At 64.5% G+C, this 24804-nt stretch carries 19 protein-coding genes, 1 pseudogene and 1 riboswitch; of the genes and pseudogenes, 11 read left to right on the top strand and 9 right to left on the bottom strand.

Annotation, left to right across the window (positions count from 1 at the left end; translation table 11 throughout):
* Positions 1 to 34 precede the first annotated feature (34 nt).
* Complete coding sequence (locus tag ACUN9Y_RS11570) at positions 35 to 1075, bottom strand: zinc-dependent alcohol dehydrogenase (RefSeq protein ID WP_445460870.1); 1041 nt, start codon at positions 1073 to 1075, stop codon at positions 35 to 37.
* Between the two features lie 415 nt (positions 1076 to 1490).
* Here ACUN9Y_RS11570 and ACUN9Y_RS11565 point away from each other — a divergent pair, with 415 nt between their 5' ends.
* The 7 genes and pseudogenes from ACUN9Y_RS11565 to ACUN9Y_RS11535 all read left to right on the top strand — a co-directional run.
* Entirely contained in the window at positions 1491 to 2249 is a 759-nt protein-coding gene (locus ACUN9Y_RS11565; protein ID WP_445460869.1) for a CDP-alcohol phosphatidyltransferase family protein, read from the top strand.
* Positions 2250 to 2540: 291 nt separating this feature from the next.
* Complete coding sequence (locus ACUN9Y_RS11560) at positions 2541 to 3281, top strand: YceI family protein (protein ID WP_445460868.1); 741 nt, start codon at positions 2541 to 2543, stop codon at positions 3279 to 3281.
* Between the two features lie 381 nt (positions 3282 to 3662).
* On the top strand, positions 3663 to 4331 hold the full coding sequence (gene tenA, locus ACUN9Y_RS11555) for a thiaminase II (RefSeq protein WP_445460867.1): 669 nt from the start codon (positions 3663 to 3665) through the stop codon (positions 4329 to 4331).
* Positions 4332 to 4463: 132 nt separating this feature from the next.
* Positions 4464 to 4598: riboswitch (TPP riboswitch) on the top strand.
* A 117-nt stretch (positions 4599 to 4715) separates the two neighbouring features.
* Positions 4716 to 6635 (top strand): phosphomethylpyrimidine synthase ThiC, encoded by a 1920-nt coding sequence (thiC, locus tag ACUN9Y_RS11550; protein ID WP_445460866.1) that lies wholly within the window; start codon positions 4716 to 4718, stop codon positions 6633 to 6635.
* Between the two features lie 257 nt (positions 6636 to 6892).
* Complete coding sequence (locus ACUN9Y_RS11545) at positions 6893 to 8113, top strand: acetate/propionate family kinase (protein ID WP_445460865.1); 1221 nt, start codon at positions 6893 to 6895, stop codon at positions 8111 to 8113.
* Entirely contained in the window at positions 8110 to 10341 is a 2232-nt protein-coding gene (pta, locus tag ACUN9Y_RS11540; RefSeq protein ID WP_445460864.1) for a phosphate acetyltransferase, read from the top strand. The genes ACUN9Y_RS11545 and pta overlap by 4 nt, the downstream gene beginning before the upstream one ends.
* Positions 10342 to 10383: 42 nt before the next feature.
* Positions 10384 to 10649 (top strand): annotated as a pseudogene (locus tag ACUN9Y_RS11535) (phosphate acyltransferase); the annotation flags it as partial.
* Between the two features lie 144 nt (positions 10650 to 10793).
* Here ACUN9Y_RS11535 and ACUN9Y_RS11530 read toward each other — a convergent pair.
* The 4 genes from ACUN9Y_RS11530 to ACUN9Y_RS11515 all read right to left on the bottom strand — a co-directional run bounded on the left by ACUN9Y_RS11530 (position 10794) and on the right by ACUN9Y_RS11515 (position 16465).
* On the bottom strand, positions 10794 to 11750 hold the full coding sequence (locus tag ACUN9Y_RS11530) for a 3-hydroxyacyl-CoA dehydrogenase (RefSeq protein WP_445460863.1): 957 nt from the start codon (positions 11748 to 11750) through the stop codon (positions 10794 to 10796).
* 473 nt (positions 11751 to 12223) lie between these two features.
* On the bottom strand, positions 12224 to 13186 hold the full coding sequence (locus ACUN9Y_RS11525) for a 3-hydroxyacyl-CoA dehydrogenase (RefSeq protein WP_445460862.1): 963 nt from the start codon (positions 13184 to 13186) through the stop codon (positions 12224 to 12226).
* Positions 13187 to 13499: 313 nt separating this feature from the next.
* Complete coding sequence (locus tag ACUN9Y_RS11520) at positions 13500 to 14555, bottom strand: YeiH family protein (protein WP_445460861.1); 1056 nt, start codon at positions 14553 to 14555, stop codon at positions 13500 to 13502.
* A 263-nt stretch (positions 14556 to 14818) separates the two neighbouring features.
* Positions 14819 to 16465: a GMC family oxidoreductase gene (locus ACUN9Y_RS11515; protein WP_445460860.1), complete on the bottom strand. Its 1647-nt coding sequence runs from the start codon at positions 16463 to 16465 to the stop codon at positions 14819 to 14821.
* 299 nt (positions 16466 to 16764) lie between these two features.
* Here ACUN9Y_RS11515 and ACUN9Y_RS11510 point away from each other — a divergent pair, with 299 nt between their 5' ends.
* From ACUN9Y_RS11510 to ACUN9Y_RS11495, 4 genes are all read left to right on the top strand, one after another.
* Positions 16765 to 18000, top strand: a complete 1236-nt coding sequence (locus ACUN9Y_RS11510) for a TRAP transporter substrate-binding protein (RefSeq protein ID WP_445460859.1) — start codon at positions 16765 to 16767, stop codon at positions 17998 to 18000.
* Positions 18000 to 18602: a TRAP transporter small permease gene (locus ACUN9Y_RS11505; RefSeq protein ID WP_445460858.1), complete on the top strand. Its 603-nt coding sequence runs from the start codon at positions 18000 to 18002 to the stop codon at positions 18600 to 18602. Before ACUN9Y_RS11510 ends, ACUN9Y_RS11505 begins: the two co-directional genes overlap by 1 nt.
* Positions 18603 to 18612: 10 nt before the next feature.
* Positions 18613 to 19887 carry a TRAP transporter large permease gene (locus ACUN9Y_RS11500; RefSeq protein WP_445460857.1) on the top strand — a complete coding sequence of 425 codons (1275 nt, stop codon included), beginning with the start codon at positions 18613 to 18615 and terminating at the stop codon, positions 19885 to 19887.
* A 139-nt stretch (positions 19888 to 20026) separates the two neighbouring features.
* Complete coding sequence (locus tag ACUN9Y_RS11495; RefSeq protein WP_445460856.1) at positions 20027 to 20830, top strand: IclR family transcriptional regulator; 804 nt, start codon at positions 20027 to 20029, stop codon at positions 20828 to 20830.
* 154 nt (positions 20831 to 20984) lie between these two features.
* Here the strand turns inward: ACUN9Y_RS11495 and ACUN9Y_RS11490 are convergent, their stop codons facing one another.
* The 4 genes from ACUN9Y_RS11490 to ACUN9Y_RS11475 all read right to left on the bottom strand — a co-directional run bounded on the left by ACUN9Y_RS11490 (position 20985) and on the right by ACUN9Y_RS11475 (position 24687).
* Complete coding sequence (locus tag ACUN9Y_RS11490) at positions 20985 to 21470, bottom strand: universal stress protein (protein ID WP_445460855.1); 486 nt, start codon at positions 21468 to 21470, stop codon at positions 20985 to 20987.
* A 196-nt stretch (positions 21471 to 21666) separates the two neighbouring features.
* On the bottom strand, positions 21667 to 23007 hold the full coding sequence (locus ACUN9Y_RS11485; protein WP_445460854.1) for a TRAP transporter large permease: 1341 nt from the start codon (positions 23005 to 23007) through the stop codon (positions 21667 to 21669).
* 2 nt (positions 23008 to 23009) lie between these two features.
* Positions 23010 to 23555, bottom strand: a complete 546-nt coding sequence (locus ACUN9Y_RS11480; protein WP_445460853.1) for a TRAP transporter small permease — start codon at positions 23553 to 23555, stop codon at positions 23010 to 23012.
* Positions 23556 to 23649: 94 nt separating this feature from the next.
* Entirely contained in the window at positions 23650 to 24687 is a 1038-nt protein-coding gene (locus ACUN9Y_RS11475) for a TRAP transporter substrate-binding protein (RefSeq protein ID WP_445460852.1), read from the bottom strand.
* Positions 24688 to 24804 lie beyond the last annotated feature (117 nt).

Raw genomic sequence — 24804 nt, 5'->3', positions numbered from 1 at the left:
TTAGGGATACGACGGCCCCAGGGCTGGCATCGGCTCAGGCGACACCTGGCGCCGAGGCGTAACGTACCGTCTGACATAGCGCCTTGAGGCGCCCATCCGCCAGCGCCGCCATGCGCTCGGGCATGTCTTGCAGCGACCAGGACGGCTCGAGCAGGGCATCGAGGCGCTCATCCGCCAACAGGCTCAGCGCCAGAGCCAGGCGCCGCGGGTAATCCCAGCGCACCCGACGCTCGGCCAGGATATGGCCCACCTGGCTCGCCTTGAGGGTCAACCGCCGGGAATGGAACGCCTGGCCCAGCGCCAGCGTCACGTCATGGGTGCCGTACCAGCTCATCTCGATGACCGTCGCTTCATTGCCGGCGAGTTCCAGCGCCTGGACGAGCCCCGCTGGCTGGCCGCTGGTATGGAACACCAGGTCGCACTCACCCACCGCCTGCTCAGGCAAGCAGAACCTCGCCCCGAGGTCTTCCACCACCCGGCGCCGCGTCGGGTCGACATCGACGAGGCAGACCTCGGTACCCGGCAGGCGAGCACAGAGATACGCCACCAACAGCCCGATCACGCCGCCACCGATGACCTGGATGCGGTCTCCCACGGCGGGACGCGCATCCCACAGCGCATTGACCGCTGTTTCCATGTTGGCCGCCAGCACCGCTCGTCGTGGCGGCACCCCCTCGGGCACAGCCACCACCGCGGTGGCGGGGACGACATAACGATCCTGATGGGGATACAGGCAAAACACCGTGCGCCCGACCAGCGCGGACTCGCCGCCGATGACCCGCCCGACGCTTGCATAGCCGTACTTCACCGCTGCGCCGAACTCGCCCGCCTGAAAAGGGGCGCGCATCCGTTCGCGCTCACTGGGCGGCACCTGGCCGCGAAAAACCAGCGACTCGGTGCCACGGCTGATGCCGCTGAACCAGGCCTCGACGCGGACGTCCCCGGCGCCGGCGGCGGCGAGAGGCTGAGATCGCACTTCCCCTTTCGCCCCGGGCAGCGTCCAGAAGGCCGTTGCCAGCGCCTCTTCCCCGGACGGGTCCCGAGCGCCGAGTGTGGTATGTCGTGAACTGGCCATCTCGTCTCCCTGATGCCGAGTTGCGCGTCTTGCGTCACTACCGCCGGCGGCGCACCGGGCGATTAGTGCCCCCGCCAGGCGCGACGCCAAGGCGCCACGCGCCCCAACGAGGGCTCTGGCACCAGCCTGGCACCAAGTTATACAAGTGTTCTACTATTATTAGACCAATGATGCATGTCGCGTTCCACAACACTGCTTCAAGCCTCGGTAGACTTTGCCGTCCACACCAAGAGCGCGCCTTGGGTGGCGTCCCTTGACCGCCGCGAGGATGGCACACAGGCTACCCATGGAGGGCCGTCAGTCAGATCACATTGTGCTGATGCAAACATGGTCTAAGCGTAGACCGAGAGCCCACCTTCCTCGACGTATCGCTGCCAGAAACGATTCAGCGCGAGGAACCTGCGAGGAGATGCCCATGGCCCACCCGCCCCCGTCCCGTGTCGGAGTTCACCATCTGGCGCCCACCGTCTGGGCCGAATTGGGCGTCGGTCTGATCCTCACGGTGATCTGGGCAACGCTTCTAGCGGGGTGGCTCGACAGCCATCCCCTGGCGGGACTGGCATTGCTCGGCTACGCCGTGATCGGGATCGGATTCGTGATCCGCTGGCCGCGCCGGCGCCACCGACTCGGTTGGGCCAATCGCATCACCCTGCTCAGGGGCACGCTGATTGCCAACCTCCTGGCGTTGTGCGCCACGCTGTCGCTGGATGACTCGCCCACCGCCGCAGTGCTATGGGGCATGCCGGCTATCGCCGCGATCGCCCTGGTCCTCGATGGACTCGACGGCTGGATCGCGCGTCACACCCACAGCGCCAGCCGCTTCGGGGCGCGTTTCGATATGGAGCTGGACGCGCTACTGATTCTGGTTCTCTGCCTGGCGCTGACGGCCATGGACAAGATCGGCCCCTGGGTCCTGGCCATCGGCCTGATGCGCTACGCCTTCGTACTGGCCGGGCTGCGCTGGGGCTGGCTCCAAGCCACCTTGCCGGTCAGCCAGCGACGCAAAGCCATTTGTGTCGTTCAGGTCGCGGCCTTGCTCACTGGCCTGATGCCCATCGTCGAACCGGCGCTCGCCGCCGCGGCCGCGCTGGTGGCGCTACTTCTGCTCGCCTTGTCCTTCGCACTCGACGTGCAGTGGCTGGCGAGGCACCGAGATACGCCACGGACACCGTGACTCGCCGTCGGCCGGCCCTTGCACGGCACTCACGCCGCGGTTTTTCCCTTGCCCGCCACGACTTCGCACTATGCTTCGAAGACGTTTCTTCGAGCGCCAGCGGCAACGTCTTCGTGGTTGCCAAAGCCCTTCACATCAGCCCTTCACACAAGCCCTTCACACAAGCCCTTCACACAAGCCCTTCACACAAGCCCTTCACACAAGCCCTTCACATTAGCCCTTCACACGAGCCCTCCACACAAGCCCGGCGCTCGTTGACACGAGTCGCCCTCACGCCCCTGGAGATCCGCCATGATCGCCCTCACCAACCTTGCATCCGCCAGCACCTCGCCCCAGGCCTTGCCCCTCGCCCTGGCCGCCGGGCCACGTTTCGCGTCCGCCGTCGCTCAGCTGCAACGATTGATGACGCCGTCCTCGACGCTACGACTATCCCCTCCCCGACGCGCCGCCCCTCGGATTTCGATCGCCGTCCTGGGCACGGCATTGCTGGCCTGCAGCAGCGCCCAAGCCGAGACGCGCAGCTACCGCATCGATCCCGACCATTTCTCGGTCAGTTTCTCCGTCGCTCACGTCGGCTACGCGGATGTGATCGGCCTGTTTCTCGATGCCAAGGGCAGCTTCGAGTATGACGAGGCGACCCAGGCCCTCGCCTCCGGTCGAGTCGAGATCGCCGCCGACAGCGTTTTCACCAACCATGAAGAGCGTGACGACCACGTGCGGGGCGCGGATTTCCTCGACGCCGGCGACCATCCGACACTGACCTTCGTGGCCGACGAGCTGTCCCCCGACGGCCCCGCCCAGGGCACCCTGACTGGCCAACTCAGCCTGCGCGGCGAAACGCATCCGGTGACGCTGGCCGTGACGCTGAACAAGGCCGACCGCTATCCCTTCGGCCACGAGCAACACACCCTTGGCGTCTCGGCGACCACCGAGCTGAAACGTAGCGACTGGGGCATGGACTACGCCGTGGACAACGGCCTGGTCGGCGACAGCGTCGCCGTTCGTCTCGAGTTTGAAGCCATCGCACAATGACGTGCACAACTGCGCCAGTGCCGCGTCAGTTTCGCGTACCGCACACTCGGCCATGGCGCCCAGGGGGTTCCCCTCGGCCCCGTTAGTGCTTAGACTGCCGGAAGATCGCTTGACGGGGTGCCGGTGAATCCGGCTGAGATGGCGCAGGCGCAGGAAGGCTATGGTTGCAGATGGTGGCAAGCAGCCCACACGACATGCCTTCCTGCAGACCAAGCGCTGGTCCCGTGGAACCTGATCCGGGTGAAGGCTGGGCAGATGCCCGCCAGTGAACCGGCGTAGGGATTCAGGCGGTGGCGGAGCGCCTGATGCCTTCCCGGTTCTCTCCCCACTCTCCTTTCCCCCTCCCCGCCCTCACTCCGGATCCATTCGACCGGAGGACACATGGGCTATCGTTTCGCCGACCTGATCGACGCCTGCCGCTCGGACTGGACGGCCTACATCGAGCACGACTTCGTGCGCCAGCTAGGCACCGCCACCCTGTCCGAGGACGCGTTTCGTCACTACCTCAAGCAGGACTATCTGTTCCTGGTCCAGTTTGCCCGGGCCTACGCCCTGGCGGCCTACAAGAGCCAGTCCCTCGAAGAAATGCGCAGCGCCTTCGCCGGCATGCAGACGATCCTCGATGTGGAACTCGGCCTGCACATCGGGTTCTGTCGCGACTGGGGCATCCGTGAAGCCGACCTGGCCACCCTGCCCGAAGCCCGCGCGACCCTGGCCTACACCCGCTACGTGCTCGATGCCGGTGCCCGCGGCGACCTTCTCGACCTGCACGTGGCGCTGTCGCCCTGCATGGTCGGCTACGCCGAGATCGCCGACTGGCTCAAGGCTCAGCCATCGACGCTGCGTGGCGCCGACAACGATTACGACGCCTGGATCGCCATGTACGAAAGCGCCGAGTTCCAGGACGCGGCCGAGGCCGAACGGCTCTGGCTCGATGAGCGTCTGGCCGAGGTCTCGCCGCGGCGCTTCGATGAGTTGGTGAGGTTGTTTCGCGATGCCACCCGGCTCGAGATCGACTTCTGGCAGATGGGCCTGGACCTGGCCGACTAGGCTGGCGTGTCGCCACCGCTCGGCACGGCCACCCAGCGCTCGTGATCGCCACACGGTCATGCCGCCGGTGGCGGCACACCCTGGCCACGCACGACGACACGACCGAACGACAGCAGGACCGAACGACAGCAAGACCGCTTGACGGGGGGCCGTGGACCACGGCTGAGATCATGCAGCGCATGGAACCCGTTGAACCTGATCTGGGGATACCCCCGGTGCCACGGCATCGCGGCGAGGACCAGCGTAGGGATCAAGCGACGGGACAAGACCGCCCCGCTTGACTCTCCGTCCGACCAGTCTCGCCTCAGCCCGATGCACGGATCATTCAGCAGTCAACAACCATAACCGGCAGCCGATCCCTGCCCGCCTGAAGGAGAGACCGAGATGGATAGCCGCACGTCGAGCAAGACCACCCACTTCCTGGCCGAGAGCGCCCGCGTCGATGAGGCCGCGATCCAGCCGCTGCCAGGCTCGCGCAAGATCTACATCGAGGGCTCGCGCCCAGATATCCGCGTGCCCTTTCGCGAGATTTCACTGTCACCCACCCGCACCAGCGGCGCGGACGAGGCCAACCCCCCGATTCTGGTCTACGACACCTCGGGGCCCTACACCGACCCCGAGGTGTCGGCGGACCTGCGCCGCGGCCTGAAGGAGCTACGCCGGACCTGGATCGAGGAACGCGATGACACCGAATTTCTCGACGGCCCGACCTCCGAGTATGGTCGCCGGCGCGCCCAGGATCCGATGCTCGCCCCGCTGCGCTTCGACCTGACCCGCACCCCGCGTCGGGCCCGGCAAGGCCATAACGTCACCCAACTGCACTACGCCCGTCAGGGGATTATCACGCCGGAAATGGAGTTCATCGCCATCCGCGAGAACCAGCGCCGCCAGGCGCTCAGCGCCGACTACGCGGGGACTCCCGAGGTCGAGCGCATTCTCGGCCATCAGCACCCCGGCCAGGGCTTCGGGGCACGCCTACCCGAGGAGATCACGCCGGCGTTCGTGCGCGATGAAGTCGCCGCGGGCCGAGCGATCATTCCCTGCAACATCAACCATCCGGAAACCGAGCCGATGATCATCGGCCGCAACTTCCTGGTGAAGATCAACGGCAACCTCGGCAACTCCGCGGTGACGTCCTCCATCGAGGAAGAGGTCGACAAGATGACCTGGGGCATCCGCTGGGGCTCCGACACCATCATGGACCTGTCCACCGGTCAGAACATCCATGAGACCCGGGAATGGATCATCCGCAACTCCCCGGTGCCGATCGGCACCGTGCCGATCTACCAGGCCCTGGAGAAGGTCAAGGGCGTGGCCGAAGACCTGACCTGGGAGGTGTTCCGCGACACCCTGATCGAGCAGGCCGAACAAGGCGTCGACTATTTCACCATCCATGCCGGCGTGCTGCTGCGTTACGTGCCACTGACCGCCAACCGGGTGACCGGCATCGTCTCGCGGGGCGGCTCGATCATGGCCAAGTGGTGCCTGTTCCACCACCAGGAGAGCTTTCTCTACACCCACTTCGAGGACATCTGCGAGATCTGCAAGCGCTATGACGTGGCCTTCTCACTCGGTGACGGTCTGCGTCCGGGGTCGGTGGCGGATGCCAACGACGAGGCCCAGATGGCCGAGCTCAAGACCCTCGGCGAGCTGACCCGTATCGCCTGGAAGCATGATGTTCAGGTGATGATCGAGGGCCCCGGCCACGTGCCCATGCACCTGGTCAAGGAGAACATGGACAAGCAGCTCGAATACTGCGACGAGGCGCCGTTCTATACCCTCGGCCCGCTGGTCACCGATATCGCCCCAGGCTACGACCACATCACCTCAGGCATCGGGGCGGCGATGATCGGCTGGTTCGGCTGCGCCATGCTGTGCTACGTGACGCCCAAGGAACACCTCGGCCTGCCCAACAAGGACGACGTCAAGACCGGGATCATCACCTACAAGATCGCCGCCCACGCCGCGGACCTGGCCAAGGGCCACCCGGCGGCCCAGCGTCGCGACAATGCCCTGTCCAAGGCTCGCTTCGAGTTTCGCTGGGAGGACCAGTTCAATCTCGGCCTCGATCCCGACACCGCCCGGGAATACCACGACGAGACCCTGCCCAAGGACTCGGCCAAGGTCGCTCACTTCTGCTCCATGTGCGGCCCCAAGTTCTGCTCCATGAAGATCAGCCAGGAGGTGCGTGACTACGCCAAGGACAACGGGCTGACCGGCGACAAGGAAGCGGTGATGACGGGCATGGAAGAAAAGGCGCGGGCCTTCCGCGACCAGGGGGCCGAGCTGTACAAGGAGGTGTAACACACGGGGCGACATCGCGGCGTCTCCGCGCCTCAGGCCGGCCCCTCGGGGGCCGGCCTTTTTTACGACTAAAGTCTAGCATTGAAATTCATGCGCTTGACCTGCCTCAAGTCTCTCTTAGTCTCTCTCCTGTGGGCCGACGACTACCTCGCCTGGTCAGTACAGAGGTCTTGGGCCCGGTGCTAGATTGCCGGCACCCCCCTTCCAACGCGCCCGTGCGATGTGTTCGTGCCACGGCGCACTCCCTCGGAGATGGCATGAACGACCCCATACTGGTCATCAATTGCGGCTCGTCCTCGATCAAGTACGCGTTGGTGCCTGTCGGCGCCGATGAACCTCGCCTATCGGGCATCGTCGAGCGGCTCGGCGGCCACGACGCCCGCCTCACCGCCCGCGATCAGCGCGGCAAAGAACTCACCCTCGAGCTGCCCCGCGCTAATCACGCCAGCGCCCTCAAGACCATCTTCGAGACCCTCGGCGGGCAACGTCCCATCGCCATCGGCCACCGTGTGGTGCACGGCGGTGAACGCTTTACCGACGCCACCCTGCTCGACGATGCCGTCATCCGTACGGTACGCCAGATGATCAATCTGGCGCCGTTGCACAACCCCGCCAACCTCGACGGCATCACCGTCGCTCGGCGGCTGTTCACCGATCTGCCCCAGGTCGCGGTATTCGATACGGCATTCCACCAGACGCTGCCCGACTATGCCTACCGCTACGCCGTGCCCGCCGAGTGGTACGACAAACACGCCATTCGCCGCTACGGCTTCCATGGCACCAGTCATGCCTACATCGCCGAGCGCCTGGCGAACGTCAGTGCGAACGGCCGCGGTGGCTGGGTGATCGCTCACCTCGGTAACGGCTGCTCGGCGACCGCGGTGCATGCCGGCAAGAGTCTCGACACCAGCATGGGACTGACGCCACTGGAAGGCCTGGTGATGGGGACCCGTTGTGGCGACGTGGATCCCGGGCTCCCCCACCATCTGGCCCAGCGCTTCGGCTGGTCGATGGAACACATCGAGCGCCTGTTCAACCAGAAGAGTGGACTGCTGGGGTTATCGGAGCTGTCCAATGACATGCGTGAGCTGGAGCACGCCGAGGCTCAGGGGCACCAGGGCGCCAAGCTCGCCATCGAGGTGTTCTGCTATCGCCTGGCCAAGAGCATCGCGTCACTGTCCTGCGCCTTGCCGAGCTTCGATGGTGTCGCCTTCACCGGTGGTATCGGCGAGAACTCGGCGACGATTCGAGCGCGTACCCTGGCTTATCTGGGCAACGCCGACCTGACGCTCTCGACCAGCGCCAACCAGCAACTGCCCCGCGGCAGCGAAGGCCGCATCGATGCCGGCCAAGGCCGCGAATTGTGGGTGATCCCCACCGACGAAGAAGGTCGCATCGCCGCCGAGACTCGGCGCCTGCTCGAGGATCTCAAACGCCGCGATGAAGTCTCGGCCAAGATCATCGAGGACCTGTCATGATCCGCTCCGGCACCCCCCGTACGCTGCTGTTGGTGCCCGTGGATCACAGTGTCGCGCTCGCCTCGGCATGCCTCGGCCTGCTGCGTGCCATCGACAGCCAGGGGCTTGAGGGCGGTTTTCTCAAGCCCTTCTGCCAGGATCCCGCCGACCAGATCGTCGAACGTTCACGCTCGCTGATCGCCAGCACCCTCGGCATCGGCTCCCCCAAGCCGGTTTCGCGAGAAACCCTGGAAACCTTGCTCAACCGCGGCGAGCGCGACGCCCTGCTCGAACAGGCCGTGGAACGTCACGCCCGGGTGGCTCGGCCCAAGACCGGCGAGGCACCGGCGGTGATCGTGGTGGAAGGCCTGATGCCAAGTGCCGAGGCCTCGTATGCCCTGGACATGAACGTCCAGCTGGCCAGCGCCCTCGACGCCCAGGTGGTCTTGGTGGCCGACGGCCAGTCGGCCAGCCCTCAGGCCATGGCCGAGCGACTGCGCCTGCATGTTCAGAGTATCGATGCCTTCGGTACGCGCCGAACCTGCGCCGCCATGCTGATGCGCCTGCCGCCCCTGGATGACGGCATGGCGGATGACCGGCCCACCATGGCGCCGCAGGGCGACGAGGCGCCGACGGACCCGCCCCCGGTGGACCTGGCGCCGCCCAGCGTCGCCCAGGGCGAAGCCACACAGTTGCGCCAGCGCTGGCAGGCACACCTCGAAGCCTTCGGCGGCCTGACCCTGCCGCTGATCGCCGCCGTGCCTTTTCATCCGACCTTGATCGCCCCCCGCGTGCTGGACGTGGCCCGAGCGCTAGGCGCTCGCCTGCTGCACGCAGGCGAGGCCGCCACCCGTCGGGTCAGCAGTACGACCCTGTGCGCGCGCAGCGCCGAACAGTTTCTCTATGCCCTGCGCCCGGGAGAGCTGCTGGTCTCGCCCAGCGATCGCGACGACACCTTGCTGGCCGCGGCCCTCGCCACCATGAACGGCGTGCAGCTGGCGGGCTTGTTGCTGACCCACGGTGAGCCTCCGTCCCCTGCGCTTACCCGCTTCTGTCAGCCGGCACTCGATAGCGGCCTGCCGGTGCTGTTGGTGGACACCGACAGCTACACGACCGTCTCGCGACTCAACCAGATTCCCGGCGACATTCCGGTCGACGACGCCGATCGCGCCGAGCGCGTCACGCGATTCGTCGCCGAGTACCTCGATCACGACTGGCTATCGAGCCTCAGTCGGCGCGATGCCACTCGGCGTCTGTCGCCGGCGGCCTTTCGCCACCAGCTGGTCACCATGGCCCAACGCCGGCGCCAGCGCATCGTGCTGCCGGAGGGCGATGAGCCACGCACCCTGGAGGCCGCCATCCTGTGCCAGCGCCGTGGCATCGCTGACTGCGTTCTGCTCGGACGCCGCCAGCAGATCCTCGAGGTGGCCGCGGTGCGAGGCCTCGAAGTTCCCGCCGATCTGACCATCCTCGAGCCGGACGTCGAGCGGCCACGTTTCATCGCCCCCATGGTCGAGCGACGCCGCGGCAAGCTCACCGAGCTCACCGCGGAGGCGCAGCTTCAAGATAGCGTCGTCCTCGGCACCATGATGCTGGCCGAGGGCGAGGTGGACGGCCTGGTCTCGGGTGCCGTCCACACCACCGCCAATACCGTGCGCCCGGCGTTTCAGCTGATCAAGACCGCGCCCGGCTACCACCAGGTTTCGTCGGTGTTCTTCATGCTGCTGCCGGATCAGGTGGTGGTCTATGGTGACTGCGCCGTCAACCCGGACCCCGACGCCGAGAGCCTGGCCGAGATCGCGCTGCAGAGTGCGGCGTCCGCCGAGGCCTTCGGTATCGAGCCACGAGTCGCCATGATCAGCTACTCCACCGGCGAGTCCGGCACCGGTATCGACGTCGACAAGGTCCGCGAGGCAACTCGCATCGCGCAAGCGCGTGCACCGCACCTGGCCATCGACGGCCCCCTCCAGTATGACGCCGCGGCGATCGCCAGCGTAGGTCGTCAGAAGGCGCCAGATTCACCGGTGGCCGGGCGCGCCACGGTGTTCGTGTTCCCGGATCTGAATACCGGCAACACGACCTACAAGGCGGTCCAGAGAAGCGCTCGGGTGATCAGCATCGGGCCAATGCTGCAGGGCCTGAACAAGCCGGTGAACGATCTTTCTCGCGGCGCCCTGGTCGATGACATCGTCTACACCATCGCCCTGACCGCCATCCAGGCAAGCCTGGCGACAGACAACGAGCGCTAGGGTTACACGGCTAGGTTTACCCAGCTAGGCGAGCGCTGGACAAACAGCACCGGGGCCATCAAGGCCCCGGTATTCGTGTTCCCCCTCTCGCCACCGCGAACACCGGCAACACGACCGACAAGGCGGTCCAGAGAAGCGCTCGGGGTGACGAACAAGCATCAGCATCGGGCCGATGCTGTTGTCGGTAACGACAGGGCCTGAACAAGCCGGTGAACGATCTTTCTCGCGGCGCCCTGGTCGATGACATCGTCTACACCATCGCCCTGACCGCCATCCAGGCAAGCCTGGCGACAGACAGCGAGCGCTAGGGTTACACGGCTAGATTTACCCAGCTAGATTTACCCAGCTAAGCGAGCGCTAGGCGAGCGCAGGACAAACAGTACCGGGGCCATCAAGGCCCCGGTGTTCGTTCCCGCGAGTGACAGCCCGCCCTCAAGCTCCAGGCCTTGCCATCAGCCCAGAAATGCCTGCCGGGCGATGGATGCTGTCGCCGAGACGTTCGGCACATCGAGGAAATCTGGCGCCTCAAAAGCCGGATTTGGGTAGCTATAGATGCCCTTGCCGTTCTCGATCCCCAGCCGCCCCTTGTCGAGGTAGTGGGTCTTCAGGTACTCGGCATTGGCCGTCATCTGAGCATCGCCGCCGACGTCTCCCCAGTACGCCAGGATATTGACGCAGGTGCGGATGCCGATCACGTCCATAAAGCCAAACGGCCCCAGGCCTCCGCCGGGGTTGAACTTGAGGTAGGTTCGATCAACCGAGTCCGGACTGCCGATGGCATTGGTGACCAGCGTCTGACTGGCATTGAGCAAGGGCACTAGCCAAGCGTTCAGGAGATAGCCGTGGTTTTCCCGCCCCACCGGAATCGGCACCATGCCGATATCGATGGCAAAACGAGTCACGGACTCAAGCGTCGCGAGTGAGGTGCCGGGATGAGCCATCACCTCGGCCATGTTCATCTTCCAGATCAGGTTGGCAAAATGCAGCGCGCAGAATTGCGCAGGACGCCCCGATGCCTCGGCGAACTGAGCCGGTAAAAAGGTCGAGGAATTGGTCGCCAGAATCGCATGCTGTGGCATCAACCCCGAGAGGCGGGCGTAGAGGTCTTGCTTGATCTCTGGCACTTCAGGAACCGCCTCGATGACCAGGTCAGCGTCACCGACCGCCTCAGACAATTCGGTGGTATAGCGCAGTCGTGACCGACAGGCCTCGATGTCCTGAGGCGAGGCAGCGACCTCGTCAACATAGATGCTCGCGTATCGGTCATGGGCACCGCGACAGCGCTCGATGGCCGCATCATCGATGTCATAGATCGCTACCGTTTTTCCCTTGTAAGCACTGTGCCAGGCGATCTGACCACCCAGTACCCCACCGCCAATCACTCCAAGACGCCCAACGGACTTGCTCATGGTAGCCCTCTCCGTGCTCCCCCGACGGCCAGGGTTCACACACTGGACAATCTGGCGATGGCAGCGGCCGATCCATCGTGGATAAGCGTTGCGGTCTCGCCATGCGGCCGTCCCTCGCACTTGACGCAGCACGTCACACCAGAGCGACGGCGCGCTCCCCTGGTTACCGCCTCACCCGGCGGCCAGCAGACTATCGTCACCCGCCAGGCCACCCGATGGGGCGACCGGACCGGCTCGAGACCCTTGCGTATCCTTCTTAAGTCCCCTTCGACGCTGCCTTGAAGGTTTAGCAGAGAAGGCTTCGCTCTACCACGTGAGATAGGTGGTGCCCCCTCGCCGGCCGCACCTCGCCGGTCGCACCTTGCCGGTCGCATCTCACCGGTCGTACCTCACCGGCAACCGCGGATCAACATATCCCGCGGTATCGAGAGGGGGCACCTCCGAAAGCGCACGGCGGCGGGTAACGACCCGCCTCAGAGACTGCCCAGAAACGCCCGCCGAGCGATGTCACCCGCCGCACCGGCATCGGGGATGGCAAGGAAGTCATCGTCCAGGTAACGCGGGCCGGGATAACGGTAGAAGCCGCGCTGGGTCTGCAAGCCCAGGTGGCCCTGATCGAGAAAGTGATGCTTGAGGTACTCGGCATTGGCCAGCATCTGGGCGTCGCGGTTGACCTCCCCCCAGTAGGCCAGGATATTGACGCAGGTACCGATGCCGATCACGTCCATGAAGCCAAACGGTCCCATGCCGCCGCCCGGGTTGACCTTGAGGTAGGTGCGGTCGATCAGCTCAGGGCTGCCGACGCCGTTGGTCACCAGGGTCTGGCAGGCATTCAATAGCGGCACCAGCCAGGCGTTGAGCAGATAGCCGTTGTTTTCCTTGCCGACCGGCACCGGCAACATGCCGATATCAATCGCGAAGCGAGTCACCTGCTCGAGGGTGGCAAGCGAGGTGCCGGCGTGGGCCATCACCTCGGCCACGTTCATCTTCCAGATCAGATTGGCAAAGTGCAGCGCACAGTATCGCTCGGGCCTGCCGCTGGCCTCGGCGAACGCCGCCGGCAGGAACGTCGAGGAATTGGTAGCGAGTATCGTCTGCTCCTCCATCAGCGTCGCCAGCCGAGCGTACAGCTCGTTCTTGATCGCTGGCACCTCCGGAACCGCTTCTATCACCAGCTCCGCCCCGGCGACCGCCGCGGCCAGATCCGTGGAATAACGCAGGCGCGCCTGGGTGGCGGCGAGTCGTTCGGCGTCGGCGCCCATCTCGAGCGCATACACCCGGCCATAGTGCTCATGCCCGGCTCGGCACCGCTCGAGCGACATCTCATTGATGTCGTAGACCATGACGTCCTTGCCCATGTAAGCGCTGTGCCAGGCGATCTGGCCGCCCAATACGCCGGCCCCAATGACCGTGAGTCGGTTGAGTGAGGTTGTCATGATCGCTGTCTCTCCATCTGGCTTGGCAAACACCGGCGCGGATCCGACCCGCGACGACATCGTCAAGGCCCCGGATCGAGAAGCGCGCCGTGGCGGCTAGTTTCCTCGCTCATCCATCGAGCCAGGAGCCGAAACGAGCGCGCAAGCCTAGTGCCTGATCGTGAGACTGGCGAGTGCATCAGCGTCCACAGTTGTCACGGATCATGCCGACGCTAAAAGACCCGAGAGGACGCACTGATACAGGGAACTTTGTGCCGTATCTGTGCCGTAGCAGCGATCGCGTCGCCACGACCCTCGTCCGACGACGCCACGCCTACCACTCGGCCAGGCCGGTATACAGGCACACCAGCACCACCCCGAGCAGGAACAGGGTCTCGGCCAGCATCAGGATCACCGGCTTCCAACCCACCACGGCAAGCTTCTGGAAGGAGGTCTTGATGCCCAAGGCGGCAATCGCCGTGACCAGGCACCAGCGCGACAGATCGGTCATGCCTTCACGCACGCCGGCGGGAATCACGCCGAGGCTGTTGATCAGCACAAGCACCACGAAGGCCACCAGGAAGGCAGGGAACATCGGCACCTTGCCCTGCCCCTCGCCCTTGTCGCGGGCACGCCGAAACAGCACCATGAAGACCATCACCGCCGGCACCAGCATCGCCACCCGCAGCAGCTTGACGAAGGTGGAAACATCTCCGGTCTCATCCGAGATCATGTACCCCGCCCCCACCACCTGGGCGACGTCATGTATGGTGCCCCCGAGGAATATCCCGGCATCGCTATGCGACAGCCCCAGGGCGCCGACGATCAACGGGTAGATGACCATGGCAGCCGTCGACAGTGTCGTGACCCCCACGACGGTGAGAATGGTGTTGCGCTCGGCCACCTCATTGCGCGGCATGGCCGCCGATAGCGCCAGCGCCGCGGAGGCACCACAGATCGCCACCGAGCCCCCCGTCAGCAGCCCGAGATCACGACTCAAGCCCATCATTCGGGCCAATGCGGCCCCCACCACAATGGTCGACACCACGCCGATGACCACGGTCAGCACCGGGCCGATGCCGAGCTCCGCTACCTGCTCGAGGGTAATGCGCACGCCGAGCAGCGCAACGCCAATCCGCAAGATGGTCCGGGCGGCGAACTCGACCCCGACCAGGCACGGCCCCTGCTCGGTCAAGAAGTGCAGCGACATGCCGAACAACAGCGCGTAAAGCAGCGTCGGGCCGCCGTAGTGATCGGCAATAAAGGTGGTGGCGAGCGCGATGGTGATGCAGATCAGCAGGCCTGGGATACGGGCGCGAGCAGGCGCCAGGCGGCGACGCCAGCCATGCAGCGAAGCGTCCTGGGGAGTCGACGTCTGGCTGTGGGACATGATGATTCCTCGGCTTGGCTGTCGCGACGGCTTCCGGGGAATCCGGCTCGACAGGCGTTGTCATTGTTCTGTACCCGGCCACCTCGAGGGCGGCGCGCCGGGGTCGCACCGATGACGACACTGCGTGGCCGCGATGTCATCGGTGGACCCGATGTCATCGATCTTGGTGGACCCGGGAAAACGACGTTAGGACCAGTCCCTGCCCCCGGGTAAGGCCAGTCGTAACCGGCACACCATCGCCCGGGGCTATGGACCCTGGATGCTCAGGCCGCACGCTCGGACGCCTTGCGGTGAGCCTTGATCAGATCCGCCGCCTTTTCGGCGATCATGATCGTCGGTGCATTGGTGTTGCCCGATACGATCACCGGCATGATCGAGGCGTCCACCACCCGCAGGCCCTCGAGGCCATGGACTCGCAGGCGGTCATCGACCACCGCGAGGGGGTCGCTGCCCATCTTGCAGGTCCCGGCCGGGTGATAGATGGTCTGGCTGAATTGGCGTGCCGCGTCGAGCAGCTCCGCATCGCTCTGGTAGCGCGCACCGGGCACGTACTCTTCGGTGATCACCTGCGCCAGCGGCACCTGCTCGGCGATACGGCGGGCGACACGCACCGCGTCCACGGCGACCCGGCAGTCCTCATCGGTGCTCAGGTAGTTGGGCTGAATCGACGGATACACCCGGGCATCGCGGCTGGTGATGCGAATGGAGCCACGACTGGTCGGCCTGAGCTGGCACACCGACGAGGTGAACGCGGAGAACGGATGCACGCCCTCGGCCGGCTTGTCGGCAGACAGCGGCTGCATATGGAACTGGATATCCGGTCGCGACAGCCCCTCCCGCGACCGGGTAAAGATGCACACCTGACTTGCCGCGAGGGTCAGTGGCCCGGTGCGGGTGAAGACGTACTGGGAGCCGACGATGAGCTTTCTCAGCGGGTGGCGAACCTCATCGTTCAAGGTCCGGCAGCGGGTCTTGAACACCAGTCGAATCTGCAGGTGATCCTGCAGGTTCTGGCCCACACCGGGCAGGGCGTGGACGCAGTCGACGCCAACACCGGCCAGGTGCTCGGGATCGCCGATACCCGAGCACTGCAGGATCTGAGGCGAACCGATGGCGCCGCTGGACAGCAGCACTTCGCGGCCGGCCCGCACCCGGTACACCTTACCCGCCTGTTCGTACTCCGCCCCCACCACGCGCTTGCCCTCCAGCACCAGGCGTCGGCAGTGGGCACGCTTGACCAGCGTTAGATTGGCTCGCTTGAGCGCCGGACGCAGGAAGGCCTTGGCCGTCGAGCAGCGCAGGCCCCTGTCGGAGGTCTGCTGAAAGTAGCCGACCCCCTCCTGAGTCGCCCCATTGACGTCCCGGTTTTCGGGAATACCGGCGGCCTTGGCGGCCTCGATGAAGCGCTCGGCAATCTCCCGGCGCAGGCGCAGATCCGAGACCTTCAGCGGCCCCTCGCTGCCGTGATAGTCGTCCGCCCCGCGCTCCTGGCACTCGGACTTGCGAAAGTACGGCAACACCGAGGCGTAGTCCCAGCCCTGATTGCCGGCGGCGGCCCAGTCATCGTAGTCCTCACGCTGACCGCGGATGTACAGCAGGCCGTTCAGCGAGCTCGATCCCCCCAGCACCTTCCCCCGCGGCCACTGCAACCGACGCCCGTTGATGCCATCGTCCGGGTCGGTCAGGTAGCACCAGTCGGTGGCCGGGTTATGCATGGTCTTGAAATACCCCACGGGCACGTGCAGCCAGGGGTTCCAGTCGCTGCCCCCGGCCTCGAGCAGCAGCACCGAAACCTCCGGGTCCTCGCTCAAGCGGTTGGCGAGCACGCAGCCGGCCGAGCCGGCACCGATCACCACGTAATCGAACTCCCCGCCATCGACCCCATCCCGCCTTGCCGCGATTGATGTCATGACACTCCACCATAGTGAGACATTTTGTATCAACAAAATGAACCACAAGATACTTAAGGTCAATATCGAGACGATAATTATCATTTTTATTGATCTGCGTCGAGGCGCCTTCTATGGTGTGAACAAGGCCCTCCCGTCGGTGCTGGCTGTTCGCTGCCGTCACCGGCGCTGCGGCAAGCCCCTTGGAGCGGGGCCCAGAGCGCTCGGCGCCTGCGTCTCGATGCCGCTGAAACGGGCGTCTCGGCACACCACGACAACGACAACACCCCAACGCCAGCCACCATGATCGGGAGCACCCAATGACAACACGCCGCTCACCACTCTCTGCCCTGTCGCGCCGCGACTTTCTGAACATCTCCGGCCGCTTCGGCATGACCTCCACGCTACTGGCGGCCACCGGCCTAGGCGCCGGCCTGACCGCCTCTAGCCTGGCCCGCGCCGCCGACACCGAACAGCAGCGCCGCTACCAGACCGAGCCCAAGTTCCAGCTGCGCTTCGGCGCCTCCGGCTTCAATGAGCGCAACCTCGACATCCAGAAATCCGGGCAGCTGTTCTTCGCCCGAGACGTGGAAGAGCGCACCAACGGCGCCATTCGCGTCGAGTTCATGGGTAGCAACGAGGTATGCAACCAGCTCGATTGCGTCAGCAAGGCGCAACAGGGCATCGTCGATATCTTCTCGGCGTCGACCCAGAACTCCGCCGGCGGCGCGCCCTACCTGAACGTGCTCGACTTCGCCTATATGTTCCCGAGCGTGGCGTCGATGTTTCACTTCTTCTACGACCCGCGCAGCGAGACCCTGCTACGCGAGCCCTTGCGCCAACGCCACAACCTGCAGTTCCTGTTCACCCACTGCGACCTGCGTGGCCTGATGATGGGGCTTAGCTGGGCCGACAAGCCGCTAATCACGAGCCTGGAGCAGCTCCAGGGCACCAAGAATCGAGTCACCGGCACCCAGCTTGGCCGCATCGCCATGGAACAGCTGGGCCTGAACCCGGTGCCCGTCGCCTGGGAAGAAACCCTCGATGGCTTGCGCCAGGGCCTGCTCGACGGTGCCGAGACGTGGATGAGTGCGGTGGCCTACGCCGGCATGGCGCCGGTGGTGTCCCAGGCGGTGGACCTGCGCTTCTTCGCCGGCACCGAGCACACCGCGATGAACCTGTCGAAGTTCGATAGCCTCGGCGCCGAGCTTCAAGAACAGGTGATGGAGTCGGCCTATGCGGCCCAGATCTTCACCCAGGGCATGAACGAGGCCGGTCGCTATCAGATCGTCGGCGCCACCGAGCACCCCGCCGCCGGCACCGTGTTTGCCGACAACAACGTGCGGGTGGCCCCGCTGTCCGACGAGATTCGCGCCCAGGCCGAACAACTGTGTGCCCCGGAATTCAATCCCGAGCCCTGGGAGCAGTGGCGTGAGCGCCTCAACGGCTGGGCCGGCGATATCGACATCTATCAGGAGATCCACGCTCTGGCTCGCGAGATTCCCCGCGACATGGCGGCGGTCAACGTGGCGCCGAAGCGCTGGTGGAGGGCGTGATGAGCCACCAGGACATGGCCAAGGCCACGACGGGGGAGGCGCCGGCAGGCGCCACTTCCCCTGAGGCCCGCCCCACCTCATTGTGGCTGAAGCCCATCAAGTGGCTCGATGACCATCTCGAGAAGGTGATCATCCTGATCGCCTACTCCGGCATGGCAGGCATCATCTTCGTCGAGGTCATTCGGCGGTTCTTCTTCAGTCTCCAGGCGCCCTGGAGCACCAGTATCCCGGTGCTGCTGTTTCTGTGGCTGACCTGGTTCGGGGCCTCTCTCAACGTCAAGCAGCGCAGCCACCTGTCACTCAACGAGATCCGCATGCGCCTGCCCTATGGCGGCCAGTTCGCCTGTCAGGTGCTAGACGCGGTGCTGTGGATAGGCTTCGGCGCCATGGTCATCTACTACACCAAGGCACAGGTAGAACTCGCCTACATGAACTTCGCCATCGTGCCCGGCACCGACAACGTCATGCAGTGGTGGTTCTACCTGGCAACGCCTCTGGCCTGGATCCTGATCATCATTCGGGTATTGCAGAACCTGGCCTCGGACGTGGGTCGCTACCGCCGCCGTGAGCCGTTCAACCTTCAACCTGCCATCATGGACTAGGAGCCTCACCATGACAGACGGACTCATGATTGCCCTGGTCACCGCAGGCTGCACCACCTTCTTTCTTCTCGGCGTGCCGATCTTTCTGGTCATCGGCCTGTGGGTGGTCGGGACCAGCCTTGCCATCGACTTCACCCTGGCCAATATCGGCGTGACGCTGTTCCAGGGCCTGAGCTTCTTCGGCCTGCTGGCCCTGCCGCTGTTCATCCTGACGGGGGATCTGATCAATGCCGCCGGGATTGCCAAGCGCCTGTCGGACTTCGCCTACTCGGTGCTGGGCTGGTTGCGGGGCGGCATGGGCATGGCGACCCTTGGGGCCTGCGGACTGTTCGCCGCCATCTCGGGCTCCAACGCCGGCACCACCGCCACCATCGGCTCGATCATGCAGCCAGAGATGGTCAAGAACGGCTACGATGAGCGCTTTTCTGCGGCCACGGCGGCCTCGGGCGGCACCGTGGGCATCATCATTCCGCCGTCGATCATCTTCATCGTCTACGGCTTCATGATGAACCTGTCGATCAGCGACCTGTTCATCGCCGGCATGATCCCCGGCACCATGATGGTGTTCGCCATGATGGCCGCCTGTCACCTGGTCGCCCGCCGCCACGGCTGGGGCACCCTGATCCCGTTCAAGGTCGGTACCAGTGCGCGCTTTGCCCGGCGCGCATACCTAGGGTTCGCGACCATCGCGGTGGTGCTCTACGGCATCTACTCCGGCAAGTTCTCGCCCACCGAGGCGGCCGCGATCACCGTTGGCTTCACCATGATCGCGGGCCTCTTGATCACCCGAGAGATTCGTTTCACCGCCTTGCCAAGCATCATGCTGCGCTCGGGGCAGATCGCCGGCATGCTGGCGCCGCTCATCGCCATCTCGGTGGTCATGCAGCAACTGCTCTCGGTGCTGGGGGCCGGCCAGGCGCTGAACGCCCTGCTCAGTGGGCTCGGCAACTACTACGTGATTCTCGGCGCTTGCATGGTGATGATCCTGCTGGCGGGCATGATCCTCGAGAGCCTGCCGGTGACCATCATCCTGGCGCCGATACTCGCGCCCATCGCCCAGAACGCCGGGGTGGACCCGGTCCACTTCGCGGTGATCTTCCTGGTCGGCGCCGCCATCGGCTTCGTCACCCCACCCTTCGGGCTCAACCTGTATGTCGCCAGCAGCATCACCGGCATCCCCTACCTGCGCCTGGTGAAATTCGTGATTCCGTATTTCATCGCGCTGATGGCCTGCTGGCTGGCGATTTCGCTGTGGCCGGCCCTGTCGCTTGCGCTGATCGGCTGATCGGCCACGGCCAGCGACGTGGATCCATCGCGCCGCGGCAAGCTCCTGGGAGCTTGCCGCGTTATCATGTCCTGCATAGGTTGAGCGCTATCTGGCTCACATCGACCGACCCATTTCCCGCCGTCGCCAAGGATCGCGTATGCCCACCGAAAGCTCTCCCTCGGCACCCGCTCAAGCCGCCGATGCTCGCCCCACCACCAACTCCACGCTGCAGCGCGGCCTGGCGGTGCTCGAGACCATCGCCACGGCCCCCCACGGCATGAGTGCGGCAGACCTCGAGCGGCACCTGGAGATTCCCAAGCCCACCCTGCACCGGCTGCTGAAGCAGTTGGAGGAACAGGAACTGGTGGTCAGGGATGTCGAAGGGCGCCACCTCATGCCCGGTGAGCGCCTGCACCGCATGGCCATGGGGGTGCTCGCCAACGAAAGCCTCAAGGCCCCGCGGCGGATGCTGCTCAAGCGCCTCGCCGACGAAGTCGGCGAAACCTGCAACCTGACCCTGCTCGATGGCCACGAAGTGCTGTATTACGAACGCGTTGAGACCAACTGGCCGGTGCGCATTCAACTGCCGCCAGGATCTCGGCTGCCACTGCACTGCACCGCCAGCGGCAAGATGTTTCTCGCCCTGATGCCGGCGACCCAGCGCCGTGAACTGCTCAAGCATCTGGCGCTCGATGCCTATACCCCGGTCACCGCCACGGATCCGGCCTCGCTCGAGACTCGGCTCCTGCGCATCGCCGATGACGAACTCAGCACCGACGACGAGGAGTTCATCCAGGGCATGGTCGCCGTGGCCGTCCCGGTCTACGATCAAGCCGGCCGCATTCAGGCGTCGCTGGCGATCCACGCACCGCGCCTGCGCCATACCATCGACAGCCTGCGCCAATGGGTGCCGCTGATGCGCCGCATCGCCGGCGAACTTCAGGACACCTTCAGATCCTGAGCCGAGCCTTTACGTCCTGAGCCAAGGCTCCTGAGACAAGGCTCCTGCACGCGCCGCCTTGGGATGCGACGCAAAGCCGACGCAAGACCGACGCCTGACCGCGCGCCCGGACGCGACACCGGCGTCGCGAATCGCCAAGGCAGACCAGCACCGCCTAGACCGGCGGCACGACCACCACCGGCACGCTGGCGCGTTTGATCACGCCCTTGGTGACCTTGCCGGCATAGGATGCGGTAAAACCGCGCTTGTTGGTCGCCATCACGATCATCTCGCAGTCATGGCGCGTGGCGTAGCGGATAATCTCGGACGCCGGGTAGCCCTCGACCACGGCGGTCGCGGTCACGCACTGGCGCGCCTTGGGGTCGACAAAGGGCGTTCTTTCCCAGAACTCATCGAGTCGGGTATCGAGGTTTTCTCGGGCCTGATCGAGACGCTGCTGAATCAGGGTCTCGAGCGCCCTGCGCTCGCGGATATTGGCCCTCAAGGTCGTCATCACGTCCTCGGATAGCGACTTCACCGCATGCAGGACATGCAACTCGGCGCCGAGCGCCTGGGCCAGGCACACGGACTTGATCAACACCTGATCGCAGTCACCACGCAGACCGACGCAACTCAGGATTCGTTTCACGGGCGTTGGCATCTTGTCTCTCCTGACATGGCGCGAAAGCGCCCAACGGGCCGACCCTGGGTACCGCACCTGGTGCATGGCTCAGGGCCGAGCAAAGGATAGCTGAAGCCGATCGACCGGCTCACGGAGCGGCTCACGGGTGCCACGGCGCCACGCTTGGCAGCCACCGCGTCAATGGCGTCTAGGCCCCGCCACGGGCCTCGCCTTGTCAATAGCCCATCAACTCCGGCAACCACAGCGATATCTGCGGAAAGTAGGCGATCAAGAACAGTGCGAACACCGAGCCTGCCGCGAAGGGCAATGCCTTGACCGAGATTTCCTCGATCGACGAGCCACCGATGCCCGAGGCCACAAACAGGTTCTCCCCGAGCGGCGGTGTCTGGAAACCGATGGCGAGTGCGCACACCACCACGATGCCCACATGAACCGGGTCCATGCCCAGCATATACATGATAGGCAACAGCACCGGCGTCAGGATCATGATCGCCGCCAGCGTCTCCATGAACATGCCGACAAACAGCAGGAAGACGATCACCATGGCCCAGATCAGGTAGAGATTGTCGGTCATGTCGAGCATGTTCTCGGCGATGATCGCCGGCACCCGCTGTTCGACCAGCAGACGCCCGAAAACCGTCGCAGTAAACAGGATCAACAGCACCCGCCCGGTGATCCAGGTAGTGGTTTCGAGGGTTTTCAGCGTCGGCTTCCACTTGAGTTCCTTATGCAGAAAGATGCCGACGAAGAGCGTATAGGCGATGGCGACGATGGCCGACTCTGTCGGCGTGAACAATCCACTGTAGATGCCTCCCAGGATAATCAGCGGCGCCAGCATCGACCACACCCCACGCTTTAGACTCGTGGCAATCGTTGCCGTCGACCAGCTATCGCTCAAGCCTTTGTAGCCGCGACGCTTCGAGATCACATAGTTGATGACGAGCAGGCAGGTCGCGATCACCATGCCCGGCACGATACCGGCGATGAAAAGCTTCGGAATGGATAGCGTTTGAAAGGCCCCGTGCGCGGCGATAGCCTCCGCCGGGGGTTGCAGACCCATGCCCGAGATACCGAAGATAACCATGGGAATAGAGGGCGGGATGACGACCCCCAGCCCGCCGGATGAGGCGGTAATGGCGCTGCCATAGCCCTTGTCGTAGCCGCGCTTGGCCATCGCCGGAATCATCAACATGCCGACGGCGGCCGTGGTGGCCGGGCCCGAGCCCGAGATGGCGCCGAAGAACATGCAGGCAAACACCGTCGCCGCGGCAAGCCCACCGGTAACAGGTCCCGCGAAGGCCTCGGCGATATCCACCAGGCGCTTGGAGATGCCGGCCGCCTCCATCAGGGCGCCCGCCAGAATAAACGCCGGCAGCGCCATCAGTGGAAAGGCTCCCACCGAGGTGAAGGCGATCTGCACGAAGGATAGCGGGTTCTCGCCCAGGGCGAGGAAGGTCGTCAGGGCAGCCACGCCCAAGGACACGGTGATGGGAGCGCCGATCACCAGCAGCACGAAGAACACCCCAAACAACAGGTAGATGACGCTGGTCTCCATGTTCAGGACTCCTTCCGGTCGGCCGACGAGGTCGCCTTGGCCGCTTCGATGGCCTCGGCTTCCGGGTCGACAAACTGACGATGTTTGACGAAACGAAGGTAGTTGTTTTGGATAATGCGCAGGGTCATGGCGGTGAAGGCCAATGGCAGCACCAGATAGAAGTACTTCATCGGCACCCCGAGGGTCTGGGATTTCCAGAACAGGTTCATCTTGTTGAACACGAAGTCGTAGCTCAGCCAGATGAAGACCAGGTTAAAGGCAATCCAGATCAGATCGGTCAGCACGCCACAAGCCGTTTCGACCCAGCGGGGAAAGAAGCGAAATTGAAAGGTCACTCGGTTGTGGGCCGACTTCTTGGCCGCGTAGACGGCGCCAAAATAGGCGAACCAGACGAAGGCGTAGGTGGCTAGCTCATCGGCCCACGGCAGTGAATAGGCGAACAGGTTGCGCAGCATGATCTGGGCAAACAGCAGCATCACAAAAAGTACCAGCAGGAACTGGCATAGCAGATTCTCGACGTTGTCGATCAATTTCCATAGGGTTCTCATGGCCGCCCCCCTGAGCTCAGTCGTCCAGATGTGATCATGCGTGAAAGCGCGTGCCGCCGCCCATCAACATGGGCGGCGAACGCCATCTCTGGATTCAGGGAGCCGCGTCGCGACCCAGTGCGCTGAGCGCCGCATCGAGCTTTTCCTTGCCGCCGATGCTGTCGTAGAAATCGGGCCAGATGGCCGTCGCCATCTCGATCCACTCCTGCTCGTCGTTGGCGGGCTCGGTGATCTCCATGCCACCGTCCTCCAGGCGCTGCTTGATGGCATCTTCCTGTTCGATGAGATACTCGTAGCTGTGTTCGGTAGCCTCTGCCGCGGCTTCCGTTACCGCCTCTTGCTGCTCCGGACTCAGGCTCTGAAACTGGCCTTCCCCCATCACCAGCGGCTCCAGCGAGAACACGTAGCAGCTATCGGTGACGTAGTCCTGAACTTCATGGAACTTCATCGCATCGATGGTGATGTAGGGGTTGTCCTGACCATCGACTACCCCCTGTTGAAGCGCAGTAAAGGTCTCGGACCAGGCCAACGGATTCGGATTGACGCCCCAGGCCTGATAGGCAGCGATCATGATCTCGTTCTTGGGTACGCGAATCACCAGTCCATCGAGATCCTCGGGGCTCGCCACCGGACGAGCGGAGTTGGTCAGGCGACGGCAGCCCGAGTAGGCCCAGCCGAGAATCCGTACCCCGGCATCACGAACGGTGTTGTCGACCATTTCCTGGCCGATCTCACCCTGGGTCAGGGTCCGCGCGTCTTCAGGACTCTGGATCACATACGGCAGCGTCAACACCCCCACCGTCGGTGAGAACGGCGTGATGTTGTTGATCGCCAGTACCGACAGGTCGAGCAGGCCCATGCTGGCATTGTTGATGGTGTCCTGCTCGCTACCGAGCTGTCCATTGGGGAACAGGTCCACGGTAATGTCCCCGTCGGTCTTTTCCTCGATCAGGGTGGCGAAGGTGGTACCGAGTTCGTACTGGGTGCCGCCTGCCGCGTCGCCGAGCGCCATCTTCCAGGTAGTGGCACTGGCGTGAGACGCCAGCGTCACCGCCGCCAGGGCGACGGACGCGGTGACCAGCGTACGTGGGAATCGGTGGGTGGTGCGGGACGTAACGGATGCAGGGTTCATGCGGATCTCCCATCATTGTTGTGTCGCCGCAAATGGCTCGCGACGAGATCTTGTGTCGGGCTATCTGACCGGGGCATCGCCGTAGGCCCTGATGCAAAGCGCCGGCCTACCCCGAGT

The organism is Halomonas sp. V046 (assembly GCF_052645355.1).
Note: the sequence above shows the minus strand (reverse complement) of the source record. Positions and strands in the feature narration are given on the sequence as shown.

What these genes read in the sequence shown, in the direction of transcription:
- ACUN9Y_RS11570 (WP_445460870.1), bottom strand. Translation starts at nt 1,075, where the DNA reads ATGGCCAGTTCACGACATACCACACTCGGCGCTCGGGACCCGTCCGGG.
- ACUN9Y_RS11565 (WP_445460869.1), top strand. Translation starts at nt 1,491, where the DNA reads ATGGCCCACCCGCCCCCGTCCCGTGTCGGAGTTCACCATCTGGCGCCC.
- ACUN9Y_RS11560 (WP_445460868.1), top strand. Translation starts at nt 2,541, where the DNA reads ATGATCGCCCTCACCAACCTTGCATCCGCCAGCACCTCGCCCCAGGCC.
- tenA (WP_445460867.1), top strand. Translation starts at nt 3,663, where the DNA reads ATGGGCTATCGTTTCGCCGACCTGATCGACGCCTGCCGCTCGGACTGG.
- thiC (WP_445460866.1), top strand. Translation starts at nt 4,716, where the DNA reads ATGGATAGCCGCACGTCGAGCAAGACCACCCACTTCCTGGCCGAGAGC.
- ACUN9Y_RS11545 (WP_445460865.1), top strand. Translation starts at nt 6,893, where the DNA reads ATGAACGACCCCATACTGGTCATCAATTGCGGCTCGTCCTCGATCAAG.
- pta (WP_445460864.1), top strand. Translation starts at nt 8,110, where the DNA reads ATGATCCGCTCCGGCACCCCCCGTACGCTGCTGTTGGTGCCCGTGGAT.
- ACUN9Y_RS11530 (WP_445460863.1), bottom strand. Translation starts at nt 11,750, where the DNA reads ATGAGCAAGTCCGTTGGGCGTCTTGGAGTGATTGGCGGTGGGGTACTG.
- ACUN9Y_RS11525 (WP_445460862.1), bottom strand. Translation starts at nt 13,186, where the DNA reads ATGACAACCTCACTCAACCGACTCACGGTCATTGGGGCCGGCGTATTG.
- ACUN9Y_RS11520 (WP_445460861.1), bottom strand. Translation starts at nt 14,555, where the DNA reads ATGTCCCACAGCCAGACGTCGACTCCCCAGGACGCTTCGCTGCATGGC.
- ACUN9Y_RS11515 (WP_445460860.1), bottom strand. Translation starts at nt 16,465, where the DNA reads ATGACATCAATCGCGGCAAGGCGGGATGGGGTCGATGGCGGGGAGTTC.
- ACUN9Y_RS11510 (WP_445460859.1), top strand. Translation starts at nt 16,765, where the DNA reads ATGACAACACGCCGCTCACCACTCTCTGCCCTGTCGCGCCGCGACTTT.
- ACUN9Y_RS11505 (WP_445460858.1), top strand. Translation starts at nt 18,000, where the DNA reads ATGAGCCACCAGGACATGGCCAAGGCCACGACGGGGGAGGCGCCGGCA.
- ACUN9Y_RS11500 (WP_445460857.1), top strand. Translation starts at nt 18,613, where the DNA reads ATGACAGACGGACTCATGATTGCCCTGGTCACCGCAGGCTGCACCACC.
- ACUN9Y_RS11495 (WP_445460856.1), top strand. Translation starts at nt 20,027, where the DNA reads ATGCCCACCGAAAGCTCTCCCTCGGCACCCGCTCAAGCCGCCGATGCT.
- ACUN9Y_RS11490 (WP_445460855.1), bottom strand. Translation starts at nt 21,470, where the DNA reads ATGCCAACGCCCGTGAAACGAATCCTGAGTTGCGTCGGTCTGCGTGGT.
- ACUN9Y_RS11485 (WP_445460854.1), bottom strand. Translation starts at nt 23,007, where the DNA reads ATGGAGACCAGCGTCATCTACCTGTTGTTTGGGGTGTTCTTCGTGCTG.
- ACUN9Y_RS11480 (WP_445460853.1), bottom strand. Translation starts at nt 23,555, where the DNA reads ATGAGAACCCTATGGAAATTGATCGACAACGTCGAGAATCTGCTATGC.
- ACUN9Y_RS11475 (WP_445460852.1), bottom strand. Translation starts at nt 24,687, where the DNA reads ATGAACCCTGCATCCGTTACGTCCCGCACCACCCACCGATTCCCACGT.